General features: G+C 61.4%; 26 protein-coding genes. 12 read left to right on the forward strand and 14 right to left on the reverse strand.

Going from position 1 to position 24,149, the window contains the following annotated elements:
* The 5 genes from AC13C2_RS01615 to AC13C2_RS01635 all read right to left on the reverse strand — a co-directional run.
* A partial coding sequence (locus AC13C2_RS01615) for a GTP-binding protein (RefSeq protein WP_305249296.1) occupies nt 1–140 on the reverse strand: 140 nt, incomplete at its 3' end.
* A gap of 109 nt (nt 141–249) precedes the next feature.
* Nucleotides 250–792, reverse strand: a complete 543-nt coding sequence (locus AC13C2_RS01620) for a hypothetical protein (protein WP_092761006.1) — start codon at nt 790–792, stop codon at nt 250–252.
* A 140-nt stretch (nt 793–932) separates the two neighbouring features.
* Nucleotides 933–2,072 (reverse strand): M48 family metallopeptidase, encoded by a 1,140-nt coding sequence (locus tag AC13C2_RS01625; RefSeq protein ID WP_482885741.1) that lies wholly within the window; start codon nt 2,070–2,072, stop codon nt 933–935.
* Nucleotides 2,069–3,217: a DUF898 family protein gene (locus AC13C2_RS01630; protein WP_482885742.1), complete on the reverse strand. Its 1,149-nt coding sequence runs from the start codon at nt 3,215–3,217 to the stop codon at nt 2,069–2,071. Before AC13C2_RS01630 ends, AC13C2_RS01625 begins: the two co-directional genes overlap by 4 nt.
* A gap of 33 nt (nt 3,218–3,250) precedes the next feature.
* Nucleotides 3,251–5,569 carry a DNA topoisomerase IV subunit A gene (locus tag AC13C2_RS01635; protein ID WP_482885743.1) on the reverse strand — a complete coding sequence of 773 codons (2,319 nt, stop codon included), beginning with the start codon at nt 5,567–5,569 and terminating at the stop codon, nt 3,251–3,253.
* Nucleotides 5,570–5,741: 172 nt separating this feature from the next.
* Here AC13C2_RS01635 and AC13C2_RS01640 point away from each other — a divergent pair, with 172 nt between their 5' ends.
* From AC13C2_RS01640 to AC13C2_RS01670, 7 genes are all read left to right on the forward strand, one after another.
* On the forward strand, nt 5,742–6,320 hold the full coding sequence (locus tag AC13C2_RS01640) for an SH3 domain-containing protein (protein ID WP_482885744.1): 579 nt from the start codon (nt 5,742–5,744) through the stop codon (nt 6,318–6,320).
* An 83-nt stretch (nt 6,321–6,403) separates the two neighbouring features.
* The gene (locus AC13C2_RS01645; protein ID WP_339644734.1) at nt 6,404–7,225 is read left to right on the forward strand and encodes an SDR family NAD(P)-dependent oxidoreductase; all 822 of its coding nucleotides are present in this window, start codon (nt 6,404–6,406) and stop codon (nt 7,223–7,225) included.
* Nucleotides 7,226–7,287: 62 nt separating this feature from the next.
* Entirely contained in the window at nt 7,288–7,491 is a 204-nt protein-coding gene (locus AC13C2_RS01650) for a twin transmembrane helix small protein (protein WP_092760994.1), read from the forward strand.
* Between the two features lie 4 nt (nt 7,492–7,495).
* On the forward strand, nt 7,496–8,071 hold the full coding sequence (locus AC13C2_RS01655) for a cob(I)yrinic acid a,c-diamide adenosyltransferase (protein WP_092760992.1): 576 nt from the start codon (nt 7,496–7,498) through the stop codon (nt 8,069–8,071).
* Between the two features lie 133 nt (nt 8,072–8,204).
* The gene (locus AC13C2_RS01660; protein ID WP_092760990.1) at nt 8,205–9,023 is read left to right on the forward strand and encodes a hypothetical protein; all 819 of its coding nucleotides are present in this window, start codon (nt 8,205–8,207) and stop codon (nt 9,021–9,023) included.
* Nucleotides 9,024–9,166: 143 nt separating this feature from the next.
* A complete protein-coding gene (locus tag AC13C2_RS01665) occupies nt 9,167–9,925 on the forward strand; it encodes an electron transfer flavoprotein subunit beta/FixA family protein (protein ID WP_092760988.1) in 759 nt (252 codons plus the stop codon).
* Nucleotides 9,925–10,851: an electron transfer flavoprotein subunit alpha/FixB family protein gene (locus AC13C2_RS01670; RefSeq protein WP_482885745.1), complete on the forward strand. Its 927-nt coding sequence runs from the start codon at nt 9,925–9,927 to the stop codon at nt 10,849–10,851. The genes AC13C2_RS01665 and AC13C2_RS01670 overlap by 1 nt, the downstream gene beginning before the upstream one ends.
* Before the next feature lie 102 nt (nt 10,852–10,953).
* Here AC13C2_RS01670 and AC13C2_RS01675 read toward each other — a convergent pair whose 3' ends face one another.
* Nucleotides 10,954–11,865: a DUF6473 family protein gene (locus tag AC13C2_RS01675; protein ID WP_482885746.1), complete on the reverse strand. Its 912-nt coding sequence runs from the start codon at nt 11,863–11,865 to the stop codon at nt 10,954–10,956.
* A gap of 71 nt (nt 11,866–11,936) precedes the next feature.
* Here AC13C2_RS01675 and AC13C2_RS01680 point away from each other — a divergent pair, with 71 nt between their 5' ends.
* Nucleotides 11,937–12,815, forward strand: coding sequence for a 3-hydroxybutyryl-CoA dehydrogenase (locus AC13C2_RS01680; protein WP_339644716.1), 879 nt, complete (start codon nt 11,937–11,939; stop codon nt 12,813–12,815).
* Nucleotides 12,816–12,821: 6 nt separating this feature from the next.
* Here the strand turns inward: AC13C2_RS01680 and AC13C2_RS01685 are convergent, their stop codons facing one another.
* From AC13C2_RS01685 to AC13C2_RS01715, 7 genes are all read right to left on the reverse strand, one after another.
* Nucleotides 12,822–13,685: a lysophospholipid acyltransferase family protein gene (locus AC13C2_RS01685; protein ID WP_092761307.1), complete on the reverse strand. Its 864-nt coding sequence runs from the start codon at nt 13,683–13,685 to the stop codon at nt 12,822–12,824.
* Nucleotides 13,686–13,699: 14 nt separating this feature from the next.
* Nucleotides 13,700–13,969 carry an HPr family phosphocarrier protein gene (locus AC13C2_RS01690; RefSeq protein WP_092760981.1) on the reverse strand — a complete coding sequence of 90 codons (270 nt, stop codon included), beginning with the start codon at nt 13,967–13,969 and terminating at the stop codon, nt 13,700–13,702.
* A gap of 27 nt (nt 13,970–13,996) precedes the next feature.
* Nucleotides 13,997–14,389: a PTS sugar transporter subunit IIA gene (locus AC13C2_RS01695; protein WP_092760979.1), complete on the reverse strand. Its 393-nt coding sequence runs from the start codon at nt 14,387–14,389 to the stop codon at nt 13,997–13,999.
* Nucleotides 14,386–15,303 (reverse strand): RNase adapter RapZ, encoded by a 918-nt coding sequence (rapZ, locus tag AC13C2_RS01700; protein ID WP_092760977.1) that lies wholly within the window; start codon nt 15,301–15,303, stop codon nt 14,386–14,388. Before rapZ ends, AC13C2_RS01695 begins: the two co-directional genes overlap by 4 nt.
* Before the next feature lie 78 nt (nt 15,304–15,381).
* A complete protein-coding gene (locus AC13C2_RS01705; RefSeq protein ID WP_482885747.1) occupies nt 15,382–15,846 on the reverse strand; it encodes an HPr kinase/phosphorylase in 465 nt (154 codons plus the stop codon).
* 117 nt (nt 15,847–15,963) lie between these two features.
* A complete protein-coding gene (locus AC13C2_RS01710; protein ID WP_482885748.1) occupies nt 15,964–17,709 on the reverse strand; it encodes a sensor histidine kinase in 1,746 nt (581 codons plus the stop codon).
* Between the two features lie 11 nt (nt 17,710–17,720).
* Complete coding sequence (locus AC13C2_RS01715) at nt 17,721–18,422, reverse strand: response regulator transcription factor (RefSeq protein WP_482885749.1); 702 nt, start codon at nt 18,420–18,422, stop codon at nt 17,721–17,723.
* A gap of 305 nt (nt 18,423–18,727) precedes the next feature.
* On the opposite strand from AC13C2_RS01715, the gene AC13C2_RS01720 reads away from it, so the two are divergent.
* Genes AC13C2_RS01720 through AC13C2_RS01730 form a run of 3 tightly spaced genes read left to right on the forward strand, consistent with a single transcriptional unit; the run spans nt 18,728 to nt 21,398 of the window.
* Nucleotides 18,728–20,329 (forward strand): phosphoenolpyruvate carboxykinase, encoded by a 1,602-nt coding sequence (locus AC13C2_RS01720; protein ID WP_482885750.1) that lies wholly within the window; start codon nt 18,728–18,730, stop codon nt 20,327–20,329.
* Nucleotides 20,314–20,874, forward strand: a complete 561-nt coding sequence (locus AC13C2_RS01725) for a DUF3859 domain-containing protein (protein WP_482885751.1) — start codon at nt 20,314–20,316, stop codon at nt 20,872–20,874. The genes AC13C2_RS01720 and AC13C2_RS01725 overlap by 16 nt, the downstream gene beginning before the upstream one ends.
* Before the next feature lie 11 nt (nt 20,875–20,885).
* Nucleotides 20,886–21,398: a DUF3859 domain-containing protein gene (locus tag AC13C2_RS01730; protein WP_175495790.1), complete on the forward strand. Its 513-nt coding sequence runs from the start codon at nt 20,886–20,888 to the stop codon at nt 21,396–21,398.
* Between the two features lie 28 nt (nt 21,399–21,426).
* Here the strand turns inward: AC13C2_RS01730 and AC13C2_RS01735 are convergent, their stop codons facing one another.
* Nucleotides 21,427–22,188 (reverse strand): sulfite exporter TauE/SafE family protein, encoded by a 762-nt coding sequence (locus AC13C2_RS01735; protein ID WP_482885752.1) that lies wholly within the window; start codon nt 22,186–22,188, stop codon nt 21,427–21,429.
* Nucleotides 22,189–22,318: 130 nt separating this feature from the next.
* On the opposite strand from AC13C2_RS01735, the gene AC13C2_RS01740 reads away from it, so the two are divergent.
* Nucleotides 22,319–24,013, forward strand: a complete 1,695-nt coding sequence (locus AC13C2_RS01740) for an acyl-CoA dehydrogenase family protein (protein ID WP_482885753.1) — start codon at nt 22,319–22,321, stop codon at nt 24,011–24,013.
* The last annotated feature ends 136 nt before the right edge of the window (nt 24,014–24,149 follow it).

The raw sequence follows: 24,149 nt of genomic DNA on the forward strand, positions 1-24,149 counted from the left end.
CCGTCGATCTGGTCGTAGGCCTTGAAGTCGCCGAAATACTTCGTGATCGCCGCCGTCAGCGTCGTCTTGCCATGGTCAACGTGACCGATCGTACCGATGTTCACATGCGGTTTGTTGCGTTCGAACTTTGCCTTCGCCATGATGGGCCCCTGACTTGAAAGGAGGCCGCGCACGACCCCCGGAATTGCATCGCGCGCCGTCTAGCTGCACGGGGCTCGGTTGGCAAGCCCGACAGGCCGTCCGCGGTGCTCAGGCAGGCAGATCGAACCACGTCGGATTGCGCAAAAGCCAGGACTGGATTTTCTTGACCATGTTGCGTGACAGCGTCGTCAGTTGTTCATCCGCCGTCTTCTGCAAACCGGAGCCCAGAAGGAACGTATCGGCCCCTTCGAAGGTCGTGAGCTGTTCGGGACCGGCGATCTTCTCCTGCGGGTCCGCGGTCCAGAGGTTGGCGGATACGACCATGATCGACTTGGGTGTCAGAACGATCGGAATGCCCGGAGGGGCAAGGGCATATCCGTCGATCGCCACGGCCACGACGAAGCCTTTGCCGCCTTTGTACTGCCCGAACCGACGCTCGATCTCGGAGGTCATGGTCGCTTTCAGCAGTTCGGGCGTTGCATCGCGCGACGGGGGGACCTTCTTGGCATTTTCCGACACCACCACGGAATAGGCCAATTCGAAATTGCCCATATCGGGCAAGTCTTCGTCCACTGGGTCGGGCACAGCGCAGCCGGACAGGCCCGCCGTCGCGGCGAGGCCGAGGCTCCCGAAGGTGCGGCGGTTCATCATGCGCGTCATCCTGTATCCCCCCTTTTATGGTCCTGCCGGTGGTAGACACGGTGAACCCGCATGGCAAGCATGCCAATCCGGCTACAATCACCGGCAGGAGGCCGTGAAAGGCGCGGCAACGGGCACGATTACCGCCCCGATCATCGGCAGATCGACTGCAACGCGGCCCAGTCCTTCGGCGTCAGGGCGGGCTGGCCGATCGGCGGGTCGCCGACGCCGAGAGAGGCCTCGATCCGGGAGGTCAATCGCGGATGGCTGGAAAAATACGCGCCCAGACCTTCGGCTTCGCCCCAAGTGGCGCGCGCCCGTTCAAAAAAGCTACCCATGGCGGAAGGCGGCAGACCCGCGGCCGTCAACTGCGCGACGGCGAAGTCATCGGCCCGCATCTCGGCTCCGCGCGAATAGCTGGCCACCAGGGCATTGCCGAAGGTCGCAGTCAGGACCCCGCCACCGGAAAGATCGCCCACCAGAACCGCCAGAACCGCCTGTGAGCTGGCGGACTGAAGGGTGTGCCGTACCGGATCGGAATAGACGACATGGCCCAGTTCATGCGCAAAAACGGCCGCGACCTCTTCGGGGGTCCGGGCCGTCTGAATCAAACTGTCGAAAAAGGTGATCCGGCCTCCCGCGACCGCATAGGCATTCAGGACCGGACTGGCGCTGTCGTCCAGAATCTGGACCTTGATATCGTACGGCAGATCCACGCCGTCGGACACCCGCGCGACAAGAATGGCCAGCGCCGCGCGACCGGCAGGGTCGTCACATTCGCGAAGCGGCATCCCCGCCTCACCGCCGAACATCCTGCGCGTCAGTTCGTAGTGCTCGCGGCCCATGGCCACTTCGGCCTCGGGGTTCATGAAGCGGGCCAGGGAGCCGGCAAGCGCGGGCAAGACCATGAAGATCAGGGCCGCGAGTGTCACGGCTCCGGCCATGAACACGATCAGCGCCCGCGGCCAGAGCGGCGGGGCAGCCAGACGCCCGCGAACCGATGAACCGATGATCGGCAGAAGCGTTTCCGCCGCTTCGACCGACAGGACCACGCGCGTCGGATCATCGAGTGAAAGACCCAACACCGTCTTACCGGGGGCCTGGTCTGGCAGGCGACGGATATGCTGCGCTGACCAATGCCGGACCTTTCCCTCGGGCGGTTCGATCACCAGAACCCGACCACGATAGGTGTCTTCGACTGTCAGACGCACCCGTTGCCGCAACGCGCGCAGACCGTCGAAATAATCGCCCCAGACGGGCTGTATCTCGGGAGGTGTGGCTTCGCGCGTCATACGCCGGACCCGAAGTCGAACAGGTTCGCGAAGCCATCGGCATCCGCCATATGCGATGCCTCGCCCCGGCACACGGCGTTGACCTCGACCGCATTGGAAACGGAGAGTGTGCGCGCGACATGCCGGAACAACGGAAAGGTGACCATCGCGATCCGCAGGGCCCCGCGAAGGACGAAGAACGTCAGGTAGAACAGGATACCGCCGACTGCCAGAAGATAGGGCGAGAGGTTTTCCAGCACCTCCAGATCGACGTTCGCCTGCGCGCCGACCGCGAAAAAGCCGAAGGCGAAGGCCAGCACCGCGGCAACCGCCAGAAACAGCAAACCCATCAGAATCCAGCCCAGCAGGTGGATCCCGATCACTGCCCCGGTTCGGGGTGCAACGGTCAGATCCATCGCGCCGCCGAAGCGCAGCCCTGACGCCAGGATGCGGAATGAGGCAACTCGCCAATAGACCCAGCCGAACAACAGCAGCGGCACGAAGATCAGCAGGCCGACCAGCGCGCTTTCGTCGCGCATGAAACCATAGACGCCGGAGAGCAACGACCCGAACAGCCCGATCAGGACGAATCCGAAATGCGGATACAAATCGCCGGCCTTCGTGTCGAACCGGAAATGATCGTCGCCGTAATACGTTCGCTCCACCCGATATTGCCAAAGCCGATGCGCCCGGAGCGGCAGCAAGATACCAGCCGTCAGGACCGTCGCAATCGTCCAGCAGGTCGCGCGCAAGAGATAGCCCCAGGCCCCCGGCGCCATCGAAAACGCGATGCCGCGCCACCGGGTATGGTTCAGCAGATATCGCTGCCCGCGATATTTGGCGAACCAGTAGACAGGCAGCAACAGCGCGAAAGCCGCTGCAGTGCCGGGACCCACCCCTCCGAACAGGTTGAGGGAGGTAAAAATCAGTACCATCACCACCAGACCCAGGTAGATCGCGACGATAACGGCGGCGATGACGAAGCCCATCAGCTTTTCCAGCGGCCGGCCCGCGTATTCGAACGGTATCCCGTCCACCTGCAACGACGACCAGAGCCAGCGGCGGATGCGGGTCCGCGCCCAGAAGCTGTAGATGCCCAGAGTAAGCACCGTCAGGGTCGTTGTCTTCAGGACAAGCGACAGAAGATCGCTGCGTGTCCCGGCCATATCGCCGGTCAAACGGGTTGTGGCGACCACCCGTCAGCCGAAACGGTTGTCGCGGGGGAACCCCCGCGGCGCCATGCGACCGGCCTGCGCACGCGCACCCAGCCATTCGGACAGGTCCGCCTCGTGCCGTGTGCGCCCGGCAGGATCTGCCCAGGACAGCCCATCCGCCAGTGTGATAACCCGGACATCGCTCAGGCCGCCGTCCTTGAACTTCTGAAGGCGAACCCCCTTGCCGCGTGGCATTTCGGGCAGGTCGGCCAGCGGGAAAACCAGCATCTTGCGGTTATCGCCAATGCAGGCGACGTGGTCGCCTTCGGCCATCACAGGGCGCAGCGCGGCCACCCCCGGCTTGACGTTCAATACCTGCTTGCCCGCGCGCCGCATGGCCACCATCTCCGTCTCGGGGACGACGAACCCGTCACCCGCACTTGAAGCCAGAAGCAGTTTTCGATCCGGGTTGTGCAACAGGATATCGACAATCGCAGTCTCGTTCGGCAGGTCGATCATCAGGCGCAGCGGCTCCCCCATGCCCCGACCGCCGGGCAGCGAATTCGCAAGCAGGGTAAAGGCCCGCCCGTCGCTGCCCCAGATCAACAGCTTGTCAGTGGTTTCCGCGTGAAACATGAAGGCCGGGCCGTCGCCGTCCTTGAATTTCAATTCCTTATCCAGCGCGACATGCCCCGACAACGCGCGCACCCAGCCCATTCTGGAGCAGACGACGGTCACCGGCTCCCGCTCGATCATGGCTTCCAGCGGCACTTCGGCCACTTCGACCGCCTCGGCGAAGTCCGAGCGGCGACGACCGAGTTCCGTTGATTTGCCGAACTGTTTGCGGACGTCGCGCAATTCCTCGGCAATGGTTTTCCATTGGATATCCTCCGAATCCAGCAGATCCTGAAGCCCCGCACGTTCCTCCATGAGGGCATCGCGCTCCTTCAGCAGCGCCATTTCTTCCAGACGCCGCAAGGCCCGCAGGCGCATGTTCAGGATCGCTTCGGACTGAATATCCGTCAGCGATGCCTGGGCCTGGGACGGCAAAGGCGAAACGTAATCCGCCTCGTCCTTGGCACGGACGTATCCCGCCCCCCATGGCTCGAACATCAGCGCCTCTTTCGGGGCGTCGTCATAGCGGATGATGTCGATCACCCGGTCAAGGTTCAGATAGGCGACGATGAAGCCTTCCAACACCTCAAGCCGATGGTCGATCTTGTCCATGCGGTGCCGAGAGCGGCGCAGCAGCACGTCGCGACGATGATCCAGAAACGCCTGCAACACGTCGCGCAAACCGCAGACCCGCGGCGTCACCCCGTCAATCAGCACGTTCATATTCAGCGAGAAACGCGTTTCCAGCTCCGAATTGCGGTAGAGCGTGGACATCAGCACGTCCGGGTCGACGTTGCGCGACTTCGGTTCCAGCACAATGCGGATGTCCTCGGCACTTTCATCCCGGATGTCGCCGAGGATAGGGACCTTCTTGGTGGTCACCAGTTCGGCCAGCTTCTCGATCAGCTTGCCCTTCTGCACCTGATAGGGAATCTCGGTGACGATGATCTGCCACTGGCCCTTGCCCAGCTCTTCGATCTCGTGCCGCGCCCTCAGACGGAACGCGCCGCGCCCGGTGCGATAGGCTTCCAGAATGTTCTCGCGCGGTTCTACGATAATACCACCGGTCGGGAAATCCGGGCCGGGAATATGATCCAGCAGAGTCTCGTCACGGGCATTGGGCGACTTGATCAGATGCAGACAGGCCGCGATCAACTCGTCCAGATTGTGCGGAGGGATGTTCGTCGCCATGCCCACGGCGATACCCGCAGAGCCATTGGCCAACAGGTTCGGATAGGCGGCAGGCAGAACAACAGGTTCCTGAAGCGTCCCATCGTAATTGTCGCGAAAATCGACGGCATTCTCGTCCAGACCGGCCAGCAGCGCCTCGGCGGCGGCAGTCATTCGCGCCTCGGTATATCGCGCGGCCGCAGGGTTATCGCCGTCGATGTTGCCGAAGTTCCCCTGTCCGTCGACCAACGGATAGCGGACGTTGAAATCCTGCGCCAAACGCGCCATCGCATCATAAATCGCGGCATCGCCGTGCGGGTGGTAGTTGCCCATCACATCGCCGGAAATCTTGGCCGACTTGCGGAAGCCGCCGTTCGATACCAGCCGCAACTCTCGCATCGCATACAGAATGCGGCGATGCACCGGCTTCAGGCCATCGCGGACATCCGGCAGTGCGCGGTGCATGATCGTCGACAGCGCATAGGTCAGATAGCGGTCGCCAATCGCCAGGCTCAGGGGTTCTGACACCACCTCACCATCCGGGCCGTTCGGGCTTTTCGTGTCATTCGGGTCACTCATACCGGATGATGTATCCAGCAGGACTCCGCCACACAAGCAATGGCGGCTACTGCGGCCAGGAAAATCCAACCTATGGCGAATGGGCGCCATGTGTTAATTTAGAGTTAGTCGGAACCGCGTCCACGCTAGCGACGTTGATGAGACACAATGAGAAGTGTCTGGGGGAACGAAAATGTTTAAACTTACCTTTAGCTTGGCGGTCGCGCTTTATGCCGGCTTCGTCATTTGGGGTGACCCCTCCGACACTTTGACGACGGAGGTCAGCACTCGAAATGTGACCTCTGAAGCACAATCGAATGCGCAATTCGACCGCCCCGTCATCCTCAACGACGGGTCGGGTCCTGCGTCCAGTGCCGTCGTGACCCGCGCTGCAGTAACCGATACTGTCGTTCCCGACGCCGCCACGATTGCCGCATCGGCCCCTGCCCCAGAAACATTCGGAGCGGCCCCTCGGGTAATCGGCGATCCCATGGTGGTCAGTCTTGTTCGTCCCTACCAGCCTGATCCAGCAGACGCGCTTCAGACTGCCGCTGCGACTGTTACGGACGCACCCGAGGGCCTGCTCAAGGTCAGCGGCACACGTGTCAACATGCGCTCCGGCCCGTCGACGTCGAATGCTGTTATCGACAGTCTGGCCGGTGGCACACTGGCAGAGCCTTTGGGCGAGCCGGTAAACGGCTGGGTCGAGATCCGCGACGTTGCCACCGGTCTTACCGGATACATGTCGGCTCGCTTCCTGGAACCCGCGTAAATACGCCTTTCGGTTTCCGAAACGGACACGCAAGCGATTACGTGTCCGCTTGCATTTGCGGTCCCCACTGATATCGCGGGCGGATGACACGCTCCGTCCTTATCACCGGCTGTTCCTCCGGCATTGGTCGCGATGCAGCGCTGACCTTGCACGAACGCGGCTGGCAGGTCTTTGCGGCCTGTCGCAAACCCGACGACTGCGCCGCATTGGAAGCCAAAGGCCTGGTTTCTCCTCTGATCGACTATGAAGCACCCGACACCATCGCCGCGGGTCTGGATAAGGTCCTGACCGCGACCGGCGGACGACTGGACGGCCTGTTCAATAATGGTGCTTATGCCATTCCAGGCCTGGTCGAAGATCTGCCGACGGATGCCCTGCGCACCACCTTCGAGGCCAATTTCTTCGGTTGGCATGACCTGACAAGACGGGTGATTCCGGTCATGCGCGCGCAAGGCCAGGGTCGCATTGTCCAGAACTCCAGCGTACTTGGCTTTGCCGCCGCCCCTTGGCGCGGAGCCTATAACGCAACGAAATTCGCGCTCGAAGGTCTGACTGATACCCTGCGAATCGAGATGCGCGGCACCGGCATAGATGTTATTCTGATCGAGCCCGGCCCGATCACGTCGCGGTTCCGGGCCAACGCGCGGTTGCAGTTCGAACGTTGGATCGACTGGAAATCCTCGTCCCGCCGGGCGGATTACGAACGCCTGATGGACAATCTGTATCAGGATGGGACTGCCAGATTCGAATTGCCCGCGTCTGCCGTAACCGAAGTCCTGATCCGCGCACTGGAAGCCGATCGCCCCCGCGCGCGCTATCGCGTAACCACACCAACGACCTTGGCCATGATTATGAAACGCACGCTGCCGACGCGCATGTCGGACCGAATCGTCTCGAACTCCTGAATTTCCGGACTAGATTACGATGCGCGGACCAAACGACGGCCATGTAACAAAAAGGAGCATCCATGCGTGACGATCCCCTATTCTACGTTGTTGTGGGTGCCTGCCTGCTTGTTCTGGTAATCTTGATGACCGGGATTGGCGGTTTTGCCAAAGGCGGCGAATTCAACCAGAAATACGCTAACAAGATCATGCAGTTGCGCATCCTCGCTCAGTTTGTCGCAGTGGTGTTACTGGTCGGATACGTCTGGCTGCGCTCGAAAGGCTGACGCAATGGTTGTCCTGTCCAAGATCTACACTCGCACCGGCGACACTGGAACCACGGCCCTCGGCAACGGCTCGCGCGTGTCCAAGACCGACGTCCGCGTCGAAGCTTACGGCACCGTCGACGAAGCGAATTGCACCATCGGCATGGCGCGCCTGCACGCCGCAGGTGCGATGGACGACCGTCTTGCCATGATCCAGAACGACATGTTCGATCTGGGCGCGGATCTGTGCCGCCCGGACATGGCTGGCGACGCCAGGGCTGAGTATCCGCCGCTGCGCATGACCCCGGCCCAGGTCGACCGTCTGGAAGCGGAAATCGACGCGATGAACGACGTCCTGGACCCCTTGCGAAGTTTCGTCCTGCCCGGCGGGTCTGCCCTGTCGGCACATTTGCACATGTGTCGCACCGTCTGCCGCAGAGCCGAAAGGCTTTGCGTCGAATTGGCGGGGCGGGACGACGTGAACGAAGCGGCCATCAAGTATCTGAACCGGTTATCCGACTGGTTTTTCGTCGCCTCGCGGATCGCAAACGACGATGGCAAGTCCGACGTTTTATGGGTTCCGGGCGCAAACCGGACCTGACGATGGGACGACGCGACCAGTTTCGCCGCCTCAGGTTTTCCTAAAAATCATCATAAATTCTCGGGAATGCCCGTTTCTTGCCTTGTTGTCTCGCCATTCGAAACAACGGCAAGACGGTCAGGAGACCCCGAAGATGGCAGATGCAACTCTCTCTCCCGTGGCAAGTTTCTGGACGGGAGCGCCGCTGTCTTTCGTGGAACGTCTCTGCCTCAAGTCCTTCGTGGATATCGGTCACGAGATCACGCTTTACAGCTATGAAGAGATCGAAGGCGTGCCCGAGGGCGTGCTGATCGCCGATGCCGCCGACATTCTGCCGCGCCCCGACACTTATACCGTGCACCCCCGTACCGGCAGTCCGGCACCCTTTGCCGACCGCTTTCGTTATCACCTGCTACGCAAGCGTCCCGGTATCATCTGGGCGGACACCGACGCCTATTGTCTGCGGCCCTTCACGCCCAAGGACGGTTATTATTTTTCGTGGGAAGACGATCATCAGGGGTCCGTCTCAAATGGTGTGCTTGCCCTGCCTGCGGACAGCCCGGCTCTGGCCGAACTGATCGCCTATACCAGTGACGAATACGCCGTCCTGCCCTGGCTGCCGCCGCGCATGCTCGACATCGCCTGCCGCCGTGCCCGCGACGGCGACCCGATGCATGTGACCGAAATGCCATGGGCGGTCTGGGGGCCGACCGGTATCACGCATGTCCTGCGGACGACCGGCGAAATCGAACACGCGTTGGAACGCGATGTCCTATATCCCGTGCGCTATGCAGACCGCCGTCGGTTCTTCCGCAAGGCCCGGATGACGTGGGAACATATCACGCCCAATACGCAATCGATCCATCTTTACGGACGTCGCATCCGCAGCCGCCTGGCCGCAGATTACGACGGCGTGCCGCCGCGCGGTTCGATCCTGTCCCGTCTCGCGCAGCGCCACGGCATCGCCGCCTGATCCGAACCCGCATCGCTCTGCCCTTCGACATCCGCATAACCTGTCCGACGGTGCGTCAGAAGGCATCATCCTGTCGCTTTCGCCCTGTCCGCCGCAGTATTGTTCCGTTAACACCCGGAAAACATCTGTAGGAGGAGCGACCGATGAAAGTCCTCGTGCCCGTCAAACGGGTCATCGATTACAACGTCAAAGTGCGCGTCAGGGCCGATGGCTCGGGCGTCGATCTTGCGAACGTCAAGATGTCCATGAACCCCTTTGACGAGATTGCCGTCGAAGAGGCGATCCGCCTGAAAGAGGCCGGAACCGCGACCGAAGTCGTTGCCGTCTCCATCGGCGTCAAACAAAGCCAGGAAACACTGCGGACCGCACTGGCAATGGGTGCCGACCGCGCCATTCTGATCGTTGCCGCCGATGATGTTCACACAGACATCGAGCCGCTGGCCGTCGCCAAGATCCTCAAGGCTGTGATCGACGAGGAGGCCCCCGGCCTCGTTCTCGCCGGCAAGCAGGCCATCGACAACGACATGAATGCCACCGGACAGATGCTGTCGGCCCTTCTGGGCTGGTCGCAGGCCACCTTCGCGTCCGATTTGTCGGTCGATGGCGACCACGCGACTGTCACCCGCGAAGTTGACGGCGGCCTTCAGACCATCAAGGTCAAGATGCCTGCAATCGTTACTGTCGATCTGCGCTTGAACGAGCCGCGCTATGCATCGCTGCCGAACATCATGAAGGCCAAGAAAAAACCGCTTGATGAAAAGACCCCTGCTGATTACGGCGTCGACGCTGCCCCCCGGCTGGAAATCATTAAGACGACCGAACCCGAAGCTCGCAAGGCCGGTGAAATGGTCGCCTCGGTCGACGAGCTTGTCGCAAAACTCAAAGAAGCGGGGGCTGTCTGATGGCTGTTCTTCTGATTGGCGAAGTGACCAATGGTGAACTCAACGTCGATGCGACTTCCAAGGCACTGACGGCGGCGAAGCAGTTGGGCGACGTGACGATTCTGTGCGCCGGGGCATCCGCCGCTGCCGCCGGCGATGCGGCGGCGAAACTGGACGGTGTGAGCAGGGTTCTGGTCGCCGAAGACGCCTCGCTGGGACATCGGCTGGCCGAACCGACTGCCGGGCTGGTTGTGTCGCTCGCAGGCGATTACAGCCACATCCTGGCGCCCTCGACCACCGACGCCAAGAACGTGATGCCGCGCATTGCCGCTCTTCTGGATGTCATGATCCTGTCCGACGTGACCGCGGTGATCGACGCCGACACATTCGAGCGACCGATCTATGCTGGCAATGCCATCCAGACAATCAAGTCGTCGGATGCCACAAAGGTGATGACGATCCGCACGTCGACGTTCGATCTGTCGGGCGATGGCGGCAGCGCGCCGGTCGAGACGATCGGTGCCGTCGCCGACCCTGGCCTGTCAGAATGGATCGAAGACAAGGTCGCAGCATCGGATCGTCCTGAACTCACCTCTGCGGGGGTCGTCGTGTCGGGAGGCCGGGGCGTCGGGTCGGAAGAAGACTTCGCGATGATCGAAAAACTGGCCGACAAGCTGGGCGCCGCTGTCGGTGCGTCCCGTGCCGCGGTCGACTCGGGTTATGCGCCGAACGACTGGCAGGTCGGTCAGACTGGCAAGGTCGTCGCTCCAGATCTGTATATCGCAGTCGGCATTTCCGGGGCGATCCAGCACCTGGCTGGCATGAAAGACTCGAAGATCATCGTTGCCATCAACAAGGACGAGGAAGCGCCGATCTTTCAGGTCGCGGACTACGGTCTGGTCGCCGACCTGTTCACCGCTGTGCCTGAATTGATCGAAAAGCTCTGACAACGCGCCATTTCGTCGATCTCGCGCGGTCCCGTAAAACCTGCGGGGCCGTGCTTTCGTATTTTGTCTGTTCGCATATCCTGTGCCCCCGTCTCTGGGCGATCAGGCCGCCATTCCATCGACCCGACGCACGGCCCTGACCAGATTTTCCGCAACTCGTTCATGGGCTGCAGGGGTCAGGAACTGATTGGCGCGTGCAAGGTCAGCTTGAGGAACGACCATCTGTGCGGTCTGCGCTTCGGTCATGGCATCGGTCACGTTGCAATGTACGATCTTGTCCAGCGATGCCTCCAGCTGCTGCATCATATCTACCGTCACGAACAACGGCTCGGCCCCCAGCCCGCGATCCGTTTCATCCTCGATCCACAGAAGAATGCGATTACCTTTGATGCGCGACAGCAGCACCGTCATGCGCGCAACCCAAGCTATCTCCAGTTCCAGTTGTAGAATTCGAAACCGGTTCTGTGACACCTCGCGCAGAGACGAAAGCATGTGACGCGTGAAGCTGAAATCGCTGAAATCGACGTCGCGATACAGGTTCGTCATTGTCGTCGAATGCTTCAGAAAGCGGTCGTTGCGACGCGGATGCACAGTATAATATCGGTTCGATAGATTCTGCGCCCCCATTGCCTGAATCACGACCGTTTCTGCGCCGCCGATGATCTGCATGATCGCCTCGTCCTTGACGAAGGTATCGATGCCACCGTTGATCACGCCCAGATTGACGACCCGACGTCCGGTTCGCTCCGCAAGCTGGTCGGTGAACGGATCTTCGACGTATCGGCCATAGACCTCGCAACTGCCGATCACGACCGTATAGGGCCCGTCCAGACTGACCCTGGGGCCCCGGAACATCGTTCGGGACTTGCCATATGTGCAGGGGTAATAGTCCACCCCCGTGTCTTGCCCATCGAAGTTCATGCCGATTCCGTCGCTTTCATCGTCTGAAGGCAACTGTTGCATCCAAGGCTTACCGAAAGGTTGAACCCTGCATTCACTGATAATTTTCAGCATTCCGCCCTGCCTTGCCCCGCCCCGTTCCGCTGCTATGGTCCCGGCACGTCACATGGGGTCAGGAGAGCGGCATGGACATCACCAGCATCGGCATCGTTGGGGCAGGCCAGATGGGCAACGGGATCGCGCATGTCTGCGCTCTGGCGGGCTATGACGTGACCCTGACAGACGTGAATGCCGATGCGCTGGAAGAGGCCGTGAAGATAATCGGCACGAATCTCGACCGACAGGTCAGCCGTGAAAAAATCGCTCAGAATGACCGTGATGCAGCCATGCAGCGCATTCGCACGACCTCGACGCTGATTGAGCTTGGGCCGTCCGATCTGATCATCGAAGCTGCAACCGAACGGGAAGACGTGAAACATGCAATTTTTGCAGAGTTGCTGCCCGCACTGAAACCCGAAACGATTCTGACTTCGAACACGTCATCGATCTCGATCACCCGACTGGCCAGCCGAACAGACCGGCCCGAGAAGTTCATGGGCTTCCATTTCATGAACCCCGTCCCGGTCATGCAACTGGTCGAGCTGATCCGCGGCATCGCCACGGACGAGCCGACGTACGACGCCTGCCGGTCCGTCGTGGACCGGCTGGAAAAGACCGCCGCCACGGCCGAGGATTTTCCCGCTTTCATCGTCAATCGCATCCTGATGCCGATGATTAACGAAGCGGTCTATACCCTGTATGAAGGCGTCGGCACGGTGACCTCAATCGACACCTCGCTCAAGCTGGGGGCAAATCATCCGATGGGGCCGCTGGAGCTGGCCGATTTCATCGGTCTGGATACCTGCCTTGCGATCATGAACGTGCTGCATGACGGGCTGGCAGATACCAAGTACCGGCCCTGCCCCCTTCTGACCAAATACGTCGAGGCCGGATGGCTGGGTCGCAAGACACAACGTGGTTTCTATGATTACCGCGGCGAAGGCGACCCTGTTCCCACCCGCTGAGCTGCGCTATCCCTTGATCGTCCGGTCGCGCAGCCAGTCCATGAAGTCGCTGGCATTCCCTGCCATCGGGCCCCAGTCATCGGGATGGAGCGGCGTACGGATGACCGGTACCTGGGGCTTGCCAAGGGCATGCACCACCTCGTGCAGCAGCAGACCCTGCCGCAACGTTGCGGAAATTCGGTTGGCAATCTGATAGGCCCGCGAATTCCGTCCCCTGAAATACACCGGAACGATCGTTGCACCGCTGCGCCGGATCATCTTGCCTGTGAAAGGGTTCCACGGCTTCTCGATAGCCGGGCCAAAAGCCGTTTCCGACGCGGCGACGGCTCCCGCCGGAAATACCACGATACAGCCCCCATCCGAGAGGTGCGCCATGGCAAGGCGGCGCATCTCCAGATTGCGTTCACGCGCGTCGGCTTCATGCGGGAACGGAACCGGGATCATGAAATCGGAGACTTCAGGCACGTCGGTAAGCAAGCTGCGCGTCAGAATGCGATAATCGGTCCGCACCCGCCCGATCAGGTCTGCAAGCACGATCCCGTCGACCAGACCATGCGGGTGGTTCGCGACTACCACCAAAGGCCCGGTTGCGGGAATGCGGGAGATCTGTTCGGCGGGGGTGTCGATGCGAATATTCATCACCCGCAGCGCATGGGCGAAGAAAGCCTGCCCTGTCTCAACGCCTTCACGCTCAAACCGACGGATCAGACGTAACAGGTGCAGCTTGCCGGTCATCCATTCCAGCGTGCGAATGACATTCACCTTGAACGGATCGGTGAAGGTTCCGGCATAGCTCAGGTTGCCACCGTCATATGGGACGTAATCCTCTTCCGGGACCTGATCTTGCTCAGGGTTCCCGATGCGTCCCAGTAACGGAACGTCGCTCACATTCCCTCCCCGAAGAAATCGGCGACCAGCGCCGCCAATGCCTCCATCAGGGCGTCGGCCTGCGGCCCTGTCGTCTCTACCTCGATCGACGTGCCGCGCGCGGCGGCCAGCATCAGCAGGCCCATGATCGAGTCGCCGCCCGCCGACATTCCGTCGCGACTGACCGATGCGCGGGCGTCGAACCCCTCAACCGTCTCCACGAACCTGGCCGAGGCCCGCGCATGCAAGCCCTTTTCGTTCACGATTTCAAACGTTCGAATCGGCATCCAATCCCCTGGCCATGTCCTTCCGGATCAGACCGCCGGACCCTCTGCAACGTCCATGTAACGCGTTCCCGCCGCTTTCGCCAAGGCCAGTGCTTCGGACAGTGGCTTGTCGCGGCTGCGCGCCAGCTTGATCAACGCCGGCAGGTTCGCCCCATAGAAGATTTTGCGGTCGCGGGGCGCACAGGCGCCCATCGACAGGTTCGACGGCGATCCACCGAAAATATCCGTGACGACGACAACGCCGTCCCCCTGATCGACAGCATCGGCAGCCGCGCGAATCTCGTTTTCCTTGCCGCTACGGTCGCAGGACGCGGCGACGGAAATCGCGCGCACCCCTTGCTGCGGGCCCATGACATGTTCCACGGCACGCCGATATTCCTCGGCCAGGCCCCCATGGGCGACGATGACGATGCCGATCATGCGGCGCTTTCCCCGTGGTTCGTATCCCCCGAACCATTGGGGATCGCCGCAGTGCGGCGATCCAATTCCCGATGCCGTTTAGACACCTGCCATCCGTGCTCGGCAAGGGTCTCTGACAGCATTTCCGTTACGGCAACGGATCGGTGCCGCCCGCCTGTGCATCCCAACCCGATCGCCAGATGCGCCCGCCCCTCATCCCGGTAGGCCGGCAGAAGCGACGTGATCAGCCCGGACAGGCGCTCATAGAAATCCGCGAAACGCGGATCGCTCGTCACATACTTGCGGACCGGAGCATCGCGACCCGTGCCGCCGCGCAGTTCCGGCACCCAGTGCGGGTTCGCCAGAAACCGTACGTCGAACACCATGTCCAGACCCCGTGGCACGCCCCGCTTGTAGCTGAAAGACTGCACCGAGACCGCTAATCGGCGCTGGTCCCGGCCAAACCATCGCAACACTTCATCCTTGAGATCATGCACTGTCATTCCGGTCGTATCGATCACGATATCTGCATGATCGGCGACCGCGTCGATGATCGACAACTCGCGTGTGACGCCGACTTCCGCATCCTCTTCCGGGGCAAGGGGGTGACGACGGCGCGTCTCGGAAAACCGGGCAATCAAAGTCGCTGCGTCGCAATCCAGATACAGCAGACGCGCCGCATAGGTCGGGTCGGCCCGCAATCGCGCCGCCAGCGACAGAAGCGCGTCGACACTGAAATCGCGGTTTCGTATATCTATGCCAAGGGCCAGCGGCCGATCGGTGCCACCGTCGAGCAGTCGGGCCGTTAACGACAGCGGCAGATTGTCGATGACTTCGAACCCCGCATCCTCCAGCACATGGACCGCCGTTGTCCGACCGGCACCCGACGGGCCGGTGACAAGGATCAGGTCGATGGGCTCAGATGCCGATATCATTCCATTCTCGCATACGCAGGCCTGACATAGACAATTGTGATGGCAATACTAGGGCACGGCAGGCCCACGCCCCACACTCTATCGTGTCTTCAGCCAAAGTATCAGTTTCGCGGCCAGGTCAGCAGTGGCCGGATGCCGCAGAAGCGGCATCTGCACACCGCAAAGAAGGACCATTTCCGGTTCCGGCAGGCGGGACTGAATGGGTTCCAGCAGCAGCACCCCAGCCAGAGACGTCGGCCCCGTTACTGTCATCGGCACGATCCCCAGGCCCCGAAGCTCCATCGCTGCCACCCCCCTGGCGGGCATTTCAGCAATGACGCCCCCGGCCAATGAACCGTCGCCATCCCTGTCCCTCATCCCTGGAGACAGAACAGTCAGGTCATCTGTCACCAGGTCGGCGCCCAGCGCGATCATCTGTGCCGCGACCCCGGATTTTCCGCTGCCCGACGGGCCGGTTATCAACAAGGCGCGATCCGCAACAGCGACCGTCGTTGCATGAACCGATAATCTGCCGTCCGGCAAGGGAGTCGATGAAAAGGGCATGTCGCGGGCTCATGCAGCAATGACATATCTGACCGGGAAAGCCCGGCGCTTTGGGCCGTGATCGTCAGGTCCGTGACGGCGAAGGGGGTCAGATGGGCCAACACCCTACTCCATCGATCAGATCGGCAGGCCGACAACGAAACGCGCGCCAAGCGGGTCTGACGTCATATCCATGTCGGTCGGTCGGATGTTCTCGGCCCAGATGACGCCGCCATGTGCCTCGACGATCTGCTTCGAAATCGCCAGACCAAGACCAGAGTGATTGCCGAACTGCTTCTCGGGTCGTTCCGAATAGAAGCGATTGAACACCTTCGTCAGTGCAGCCTCCGGAATTCCCGGCCCCGTATCCTCGACCACGACAAGTACACGATTTTCCCGGCGGCGCAGCCAGACGCGAACGGCATCGCCCTCCTCGCAGAAAGACAGCGCATTGGTAATCAGGTTGACGAAAACCTGCGCCAGGCGCGCCTCCAGCCCCATGATAACGATGGGTTCCTTCGGCAGGTCAGTGATGAAGTCGATGTTGTCGAGTTCCGCTTCCTGCGCATTGTAGACGGCGAGGTTCGAGATCATCTTGACCAGATCGAACGGCTCCTCCTCCTCCTTGACCAGTTCGGAGTCGAGGCGGGACGCGTTCGAGATGTCGGAAACAAGGCGATCCAGTCGCCGCACGTCATGCTCGATCACATCAAGCAGGCGGCCGCGTTGATCGTCATTCTTGGCCAGGCGCATCGTACCCACGGCGGACCGCAGGCTGGCCAGCGGGTTTTTGATTTCATGCGCGACATCGGCTGCGAATTGCTCGTTGCTATCGATGCGATCATAAAGCGCCGCCACCATACCGCGCAGCGCGCCGGACAAACGACCGATCTCGTCGGGGCGTGCCGTAAGGTCCGGGATACGAACACGCTGCGGCGACATCTTGCGCGCGTGTTTGTCGCGGCCCAGTTCCGCTGCGGCTGACAGGTCCGACAATGGGTTCGCGATGGTCGACGCCAGCACGAGGCTCAGCCCTATGGACACCAGTAGGGCGATCACGAACATCTGCAGAAGCTGTTCCCGCTCGACCCGGACCAGCGCATCGATTTCACCCGCCCGGGTTGTGATGGCGATCATTCCCATTTCCCTGCCCGCCGCCAGAATCGGCGTGGCAACGGTGAACAGCTTGCCATCCTCGCCATCATAGCCGCGGATCGCAGTGCCACCGTCCGATTGGGCGATCAGGCCCTGCGCCACGTCGAGCGGACGCGGGGCTTCCTCCGGGGCGCGGCTGAAAATCGAAGACGCGATCTCCCAGACCCCATTCAGGGCCGAGGTGATGATCGTCGTTTTCCGGGTGCCGACGCTCAATCCATCGACTTCTTCCACGACATTGTCGCCGGTGGCCTGCGCGACCAATGCACCGCTTGTGTCGAAAACATGTACATCGACCCCGCGCGGCAGGTCGATCCGCTCCAGAAGATCGGTAACATCGATACCGTCGCCCGCCCCCAGCGACACGGGCGCACCCTGCGGCAATGACGCTTGAAAGATATCCGCGATCAGCCGCGCTTCGGTCACCAGACCCTGTTCGCGCTGCACCAGAAGGCTGTCGCGAGACGGATTCAGGAACAGAACGCCTGCCACCAACATAAGAATGGCGAGCAGGTTGAACAGGATGATCTTTCGCGCCAAGGGGGAACGGTCGAGGCTGAACAAGCCGCGACGTTCGCGGGCCGCGCTCAGTTCACGTTCGACTGTCCCCTCTGGACGATCCCAATCTTCGCCAAGCAAGACTTCCCCGCCCTTGGCAGGAGTGTCGCGGCCGAAGCGTCGACGCTTACGCGCCGCGGGAGCCATGTCCATGTCGGTCACGGAAGCCATTCTAACCCGATCTATTCTTCGTTGTAGCGATAGCCAATACCGTAAAGCGTCTCGATGGCCGAGAACTCGGAGTCGGCGGACCGCATCTTCTTGCGCAACCGCTTGATGTGGCTGTCGATCGTGCGGTCGTCGACATAAACCTGATCGTCATAGGCAACGTCCATCAACTGATCGCGCGACTTGACGAAACCCGGTCGCTGGGCCAGCGCCTGCAGAAGAAGGAATTCCGTGACGGTCAGGGTGACGTCGCGACCTTTCCACTTCACCGCATGTCGCAGCGGGTCCATCGAAAGCTCCCCACGCTGCATGATCTGGGTGTCTTCGGGGGTTTCCGTGTCGTCCGAGGCGATCGCCTCCTGACGGCGCAGGATCGCGCGGATACGTTCGACCAGCAGACGCTGACTGAACGGCTTGCGCACGTAATCGTCCGCTCCCATCCGCAGGCCCAGAACCTCGTCGATCTCATCGTCTTTGGACGTCAGAAAGATCACCGGAACCGAAGATTTCTGCCGCACACGTTGCAACAGGTCCATCCCGTCCATGCGCGGCATCTTGATGTCGAAGACACCCAGATCCGGCATTTGCTTGGTGAAGGCGTCCAGCGCCGACTGTCCATCATTATAAGTCTCGACTTCAAAGCCTTCGGCTTCGAGAGTCATTGAAACCGACGTCAGGATGTTCCTGTCGTCGTCGACGAGCGCGATCCGCGACATGCCAATGTCCTTTGATTGCCTGTTATACTGCTTTTTTTTTCATCGTCCCCGAAAAGACCCCTCAAGATCAACACAAATCGCCATCCGGATGATTCGCTCGGCTGACTGTGGCCTGTCTGCAATTAAGGCGCGGTTAAAGGGATGTTTCCTATCGGACACATGATTGCGCTAGCGGGAGGCCCTGCTTGCGCTAACACCCCCTGCCCCATAACCGGCCGCGATGATACGTAGAACACATGGGGAGGCCGGGGCGACTGTCGATGCCGACAGATCGTTCGACCCGACGTGCCCCCGCCAAAAGGAGCATGACGATGACCCACCGCGTGAACCCCGAGCAGACGCTCGAAGCCCAAGGCATCACAGGGTTGGGTCGCGTCTATTACAATTTGCTGGAGCCTGCGATCATCCAGCAGGCCATCACCCGCAAGGAGGGCACGCTGGGTCACGGCGGGTCATTCCTGGTGACAACCGGCAAGTTCACCGGCCGCTCCCCCAAGGACAAGCATGTCGTTCGCAGCCCTGCCACCGAAGGTACGGTCTGGTGGAACAACAACGCGCCGATGACGCCCGCGGCCTATGCAACACTCAAGTCCGACATGCTCGCCCATATGAAGGGCCGCGACTATTTCGTGCAGGATCTGTTCGGCGGCGCCGATCCGGCCCATCGCCTCGATGTGCGGGTGGTAACTGAACTTGCATGGCATTCCCTGTTCATCCGCCATATGCTGCGCCGCCCCGACGCGCAGCAACTCGCGAAATTCGTTCCTGAATACACCATCATCAACTGCCCGTCCTTCAAGGCCGATCCGGCGCGCCATGGGTGCCGCAGCGATGTGGTCATCGCGATGAACCTGGACGCGAAGGAAATCCTGATCGCCGGCACCGAATACGCGGGCGAGAACAAGAAATCCGTGTTCACGCTGCTCAATTACATCCTGCCCGAGAAAGGCGTGATGCCGATGCACTGCTCGGCCAACCATGCGCCTGGCAAACCCACGGAGTCGGCCATTTTCTTCGGCCTGTCGGGCACCGGCAAGACAACGCTGTCCGCCGCACCCGACCGCATACTGATCGGTGACGACGAACATGGCTGGTCGGATCGCGGCATCTTCAACTTCGAAGGCGGCTGCTATGCCAAGACTATCAACCTGTCGCCCGATGCGGAGCCGGAAATCTTTGCCACCACCTCGAAGTTCGGCACCGTGATCGAGAACATGGTGTTCGACCCCGACACTCTGGATCTGGACTTCGACGACGACAGCATCACCGCGAACATGCGAGCGGCCTATCCGCTGGATTACATTTCCAACGCATCGCCATCTGCGCTTGGCGGAAACCCCGGAAATGTCATCATGCTGACCTGCGATGCCTTCGGTGTCTTGCCCCCGATCGCCCGACTGACACCGGCCCAGGCGATGTATCACTTCCTGTCCGGCTTCACGTCCAAGGTCGCGGGAACCGAGCGTGGCGTGACCGAACCCGAGCCGACATTCTCAACATGCTTCGGCGCGCCCTTCATGCCGCGCAGGCCCGAAGTCTATGGCAACCTGCTGCGTGACAAGATCGCCAAGCACGGATCCGATTGCTGGCTGGTCAACACCGGCTGGACCGGCGGCGCTCATGGCACCGGATCGCGAATGCCGATCAAGGCGACCCGCGCGCTGCTGACAGCCGCGCTGTCGGGGTCATTGTCACGGGGAAAGTTCCGCCGCGATCCGAACTTCGGTTTCGACGTGCCGGTGCATTGCGAAGGCGTGGCAGACCTGTTGCTGGACCCTCGCCGGACATGGGCGGACAAGGACGCTTATGACGCACAGGCACAAAAGCTGGTGGACATGTTTGCTGCCAACTTCGAGAATTACGTCGATCACATCGACGAGGACGTAAAGGCGTGCGCCATCGGCTGACCCTCATTGCCCGGCGGGGGCCATTGCGGCCCCTGTCCGGTCTGGTGGCATCGGCCCTGCTGATCCTGTTCAATGCGGCGCCGCTTGCCGCGCAGGTTCGCCTGGTGGAAGTCGGCATCTCCTGCCCCGACTTTCGGGAAGGCGTGATCATCGAGGCACCCGGCACACCCTCCGGTTTCGTGCGTCGGATCCAGGGCATCAGTTTCGATCTTCCGGGCCGCAGCCTGCCTGCCGTGCCAGGTCTGGGGTTCGGATTCCGCACCGAGGTAGAGGGCGATACCCCGGTCAAGGCACGGATGATCACCCGACATCCGCCCATGGGCCCCGATGGCATCACCGAACAGGCCTATTCGATCACTTTGCCCGCCGGTGGTCAGACGTATGGTCGCATCTACCGCTTCGACTACGGCTATGAACTGCTGGTCGGCACATGGACCCTCGCGGTAGAGGTGGAGGGGAAAACCGTCGTATCGGTCGATTTCACCGTGATCGATGGGCCAGATGCCCGCGTGGATGCCGCCTGCGGCATGCGCCTGCAAAGCTGAAAGACCTTCATATGATCCGTTCCCTTGCCACTGTCCTGCTGCTGACGATCGTCACTCCGGCCACTGCACAGGTCCGCCTGGTCGACGCCGGCATCATCTGCCCGCGCGAGTCCACCGGCGAACTTGTCGAGGCGCCAGGCACGGAAGCGGGCTATATCCGCCTGATTCAGCAAGGGCAGACCTTCGACCTGCCGGATCGCATCGTGCCCGCGATGGATAACCTCAGCTTCGGGTTTCGCACCGCCCTGAAACCCGGCATGCCCATGCAGGATGTCACCGTTGTCGTCACCCACCCCCCGATGGGCGACCGCGGCGTCGAGCGAGAGGAATGGTCCGACGTGATCGAACCGGGAAGCGAGAGTCTGAACCTTTTCACCTTCGAGATGGACTACGAAAAAGTGCCCGGCGCCTGGGAATTTTCAATCGAGGTCGACGGCACCCCGGTCGTCCGTGTGCCCTTCACGGTAACCGAAAGCGAAGGTCGTGGCCGCGTCGAACAGGCCTGCTTCCAGTTCCTGTCCTGAGCCGCGCTGCCGGGAATCCGGCCATTTTCTAGAAACCACTCAACCCCTTGCGGATCAGGTTCACCCCCGCGACGACCAGCACGATCAGCGTCACGCGCTTGAACAACGCCTGATCCATCCGGTCCTGAGCCTTGAATCCGATCGCCATACCGATCAACGCCGCAGGCAGCATGGCAGCCGAAAACCACACCGTTTCGCCGTTCAGGATGCCGGACCGCAGATGTGCCAGCACCAGAACCACCGATCCCGCCCCGTAAATTACGCCCTGTACCACCATTTGCCGCGCCTTCGGCGTATCGATGGCCAGCAGATACAGCACCGTCGTCGGTCCCCATGTTCCGGTCAGCCCGCCAAGCAGACCGGAAATCAGTCCGATTCCCCATTCCGCCGTGACGCGACGCTCAGGCGCGATCGAAAGGCGCACACCGACCAGCTGGATCAGCGACAACGCCACGACGGGGATACCCAGTATGAAATAAAACACCTGACCGGGGATACGGGTGACAATCTGCGCCGCTGCGAAAATCGCCACCATCACGATCAGCAGATACCGCCAGTGCAGCACCGCCGCATCGCGTGCAGGCTCCCACCCCTGACGTGTGACCTGCCACACGTTGGTGGCAAGCACTGATATCAGTATCCCGGCAAGCGCCAGTTTCGGATCGAGGAAACTTGAAAGCCCCGAAATCATGATCAGCGGCAGGGCAAAGCCGATCGATCCCTTAACTATTCCCGCGAACAGCGCGATGACGAGCGCAAGAGTCCAGGCGAAGGGAGAAAGGTATTCCATGCCGCCTGCCTACGACGGGCAATGCCGACAGACCAGCCCGCCCATGAGACACTTTATACACTTGCGGAGGTATTTTCATGCAATTAAGTTTCGCTGCAACTGCACAATAACCAAAGCTCAGGAGGGTCCGATGCCCCACGATGGACAGACGATGCCGCTCGACATGCCGACGATTCTGCCGGACCTTCTGACGCTCACCGCGACGGCAACCGAGGCGCTCGATGTGCTTGTCGTCGCTGCCAGGGAGGCGGCAGCGGCCCATGTCACCCGTGACAGCCGCATTGCCCCAGATCTTATGGAGGCCTGCCAGACCGCCACCCACGGCTTCGCCTGGCTTGCGACCTATGCGCAGGCCCTGCGTCAGATGCAGAATTGGGCAGACCGTCTGAATGCCACCGGCAGCTTTGGCGAGATGGAGATGTTGATCCACCAGATCGCGTTCGGCGAATACCTTTTGCAGGTCCGTGGCGGTATCCCGATGTCGCAGGGCGAAATCGTCCGCATGGATGACATCGGCCTGACTCAGGACCAACAGCGCAGTCTGATGATCCCAGCCGTGATGACATTGTGCAGTCAGGGCAACATCCAGGCCGCCCGAACCCGCCTCGTCGCCCTGATGCGTGATGGCACCGCCAACGCCACCTTCGGTGCCACCGGGCAGGACGAAGAACTCGACATGATCCGCGACCAGTTTCGCCGCTGGTCCACCGACAAGGTCGCGCCCCACGCCCACGGCTGGCATTTGCGCGACGAACTGATCCCGATGGAGGTCATCGACGAGATGGCCGAAATGGGCGTCTTCGGCCTGACCATCCCCGAAGAATTTGGCGGCCTCGGCCTGCCCAAGGCGGCGATGTGTGTCGTGTCCGAGGAACTGTCGCGCGGCTATATCGGCGTCGGCTCGCTGGGCACCCGCTCGGAAATCGCGGCTGAATTGATCCTCTGTGGCGGCACCGACGACCAGAAAGCCAAGTGGCTGCCCAAACTCGCCTCGGGCGAAACGCTTCCCACTGCTGTCTTTACCGAACCGAATACCGGCTCCGACCTCGGCTCCCTCAAGACGCGTGCCGTCAGGACAGGCGACGACTGGACCGTGACCGGCAACAAGACCTGGATCACCCACGCAGCTCGCACACATATGATGACCCTCTTGGCGCGGACCGACCCCGAGTCCACCGACTACAAGGGCTTGTCGATGTTCCTTGCCGAAAAAACGCCCGGCACGGACGAAGCACCCTTCCCGACCCACGGCATGACCGGCGGCGAGATCGAGGTGCTGGGCTACCGTGGCATGAAGGAATATGAACTGGCCTTCGACGGCTTTCACGTCGCGGGCGACAACCTTCTGGGCGGCGTCACCGGCGCGGGCTTCAAGCAGTTGATGCAGACGTTCGAGAGCGCTCGCATCCAGACCGCCGCACGCGCCATCGGCGTCGCACAGGCCTCATTGGACGAAGCGCTTGCCTATGCCGAAACCCGCACCCAGTTCGGCAAGGCCCTGATCGAATTCCCCCGCGTCGCCAACAAACTGGCGATGATGGCCGTCGACATCATGGTCACGCGACAGCTCACCTATTTCTCCGCCGGGGAGAAGGACAACGACCGCCGCTGCGACATCGAAGCGGGCATGGCCAAACTGCTGGGCGCACGCACCGCATGGGCCGCCGCCGACAACGGGTTGCAGATCCACGGTGGCAACGGCTTCGCCCTGGAATACCCGATCAGCCGCCTGCTCTGCGACGCCCGCATCCTGAACATCTTCGAAGGCGCGGCGGAAATTCAGGCTCAGGTCATCGCAAGAAGACTCCTCGGCCAGCAAAAGTGAAGAAAGGTCCAGTGGACCTTTCGCCTCCGCCGCGCGCGGAAATTCAGGCTCAGGTGATCGCCCGCCGCTTGCTCGGGTAAAACCTGAGTTATCCCCTCCTCCCCTGACGCTTACGCAGGGGAAAGACGCGACGTTC

The sequence above is a fragment of the Jannaschia sp. L-14R genome (assembly GCF_056857695.1).

Bases quoted from the DNA above. Each gene is read 5' to 3' on its own strand.
- AC13C2_RS01620 (WP_092761006.1), bottom strand. From the start codon at position 792: ATGATGAACCGCCGCACCTTCGGGAGCCTCGGCCTCGCCGCGACGGCG.
- AC13C2_RS01625 (WP_482885741.1), bottom strand. From the start codon at position 2,072: ATGACGCGCGAAGCCACACCTCCCGAGATACAGCCCGTCTGGGGCGAT.
- AC13C2_RS01630 (WP_482885742.1), bottom strand. From the start codon at position 3,217: ATGGCCGGGACACGCAGCGATCTTCTGTCGCTTGTCCTGAAGACAACG.
- AC13C2_RS01635 (WP_482885743.1), bottom strand. From the start codon at position 5,569: ATGAGTGACCCGAATGACACGAAAAGCCCGAACGGCCCGGATGGTGAG.
- AC13C2_RS01640 (WP_482885744.1), top strand. From the start codon at position 5,742: ATGTTTAAACTTACCTTTAGCTTGGCGGTCGCGCTTTATGCCGGCTTC.
- AC13C2_RS01645 (WP_339644734.1), top strand. From the start codon at position 6,404: ATGACACGCTCCGTCCTTATCACCGGCTGTTCCTCCGGCATTGGTCGC.
- AC13C2_RS01650 (WP_092760994.1), top strand. From the start codon at position 7,288: ATGCGTGACGATCCCCTATTCTACGTTGTTGTGGGTGCCTGCCTGCTT.
- AC13C2_RS01655 (WP_092760992.1), top strand. From the start codon at position 7,496: ATGGTTGTCCTGTCCAAGATCTACACTCGCACCGGCGACACTGGAACC.
- AC13C2_RS01660 (WP_092760990.1), top strand. From the start codon at position 8,205: ATGGCAGATGCAACTCTCTCTCCCGTGGCAAGTTTCTGGACGGGAGCG.
- AC13C2_RS01665 (WP_092760988.1), top strand. From the start codon at position 9,167: ATGAAAGTCCTCGTGCCCGTCAAACGGGTCATCGATTACAACGTCAAA.
- AC13C2_RS01670 (WP_482885745.1), top strand. From the start codon at position 9,925: ATGGCTGTTCTTCTGATTGGCGAAGTGACCAATGGTGAACTCAACGTC.
- AC13C2_RS01675 (WP_482885746.1), bottom strand. From the start codon at position 11,865: ATGCTGAAAATTATCAGTGAATGCAGGGTTCAACCTTTCGGTAAGCCT.
- AC13C2_RS01680 (WP_339644716.1), top strand. From the start codon at position 11,937: ATGGACATCACCAGCATCGGCATCGTTGGGGCAGGCCAGATGGGCAAC.
- AC13C2_RS01690 (WP_092760981.1), bottom strand. From the start codon at position 13,969: ATGCCGATTCGAACGTTTGAAATCGTGAACGAAAAGGGCTTGCATGCG.
- AC13C2_RS01695 (WP_092760979.1), bottom strand. From the start codon at position 14,389: ATGATCGGCATCGTCATCGTCGCCCATGGGGGCCTGGCCGAGGAATAT.
- rapZ (WP_092760977.1), bottom strand. From the start codon at position 15,303: ATGATATCGGCATCTGAGCCCATCGACCTGATCCTTGTCACCGGCCCG.
- AC13C2_RS01705 (WP_482885747.1), bottom strand. From the start codon at position 15,846: ATGCCCTTTTCATCGACTCCCTTGCCGGACGGCAGATTATCGGTTCAT.
- AC13C2_RS01710 (WP_482885748.1), bottom strand. From the start codon at position 17,709: ATGGCTTCCGTGACCGACATGGACATGGCTCCCGCGGCGCGTAAGCGT.
- AC13C2_RS01715 (WP_482885749.1), bottom strand. From the start codon at position 18,422: ATGTCGCGGATCGCGCTCGTCGACGACGACAGGAACATCCTGACGTCG.
- AC13C2_RS01720 (WP_482885750.1), top strand. From the start codon at position 18,728: ATGACGATGACCCACCGCGTGAACCCCGAGCAGACGCTCGAAGCCCAA.
- AC13C2_RS01730 (WP_175495790.1), top strand. From the start codon at position 20,886: ATGATCCGTTCCCTTGCCACTGTCCTGCTGCTGACGATCGTCACTCCG.
- AC13C2_RS01735 (WP_482885752.1), bottom strand. From the start codon at position 22,188: ATGGAATACCTTTCTCCCTTCGCCTGGACTCTTGCGCTCGTCATCGCG.
- AC13C2_RS01740 (WP_482885753.1), top strand. From the start codon at position 22,319: ATGCCCCACGATGGACAGACGATGCCGCTCGACATGCCGACGATTCTG.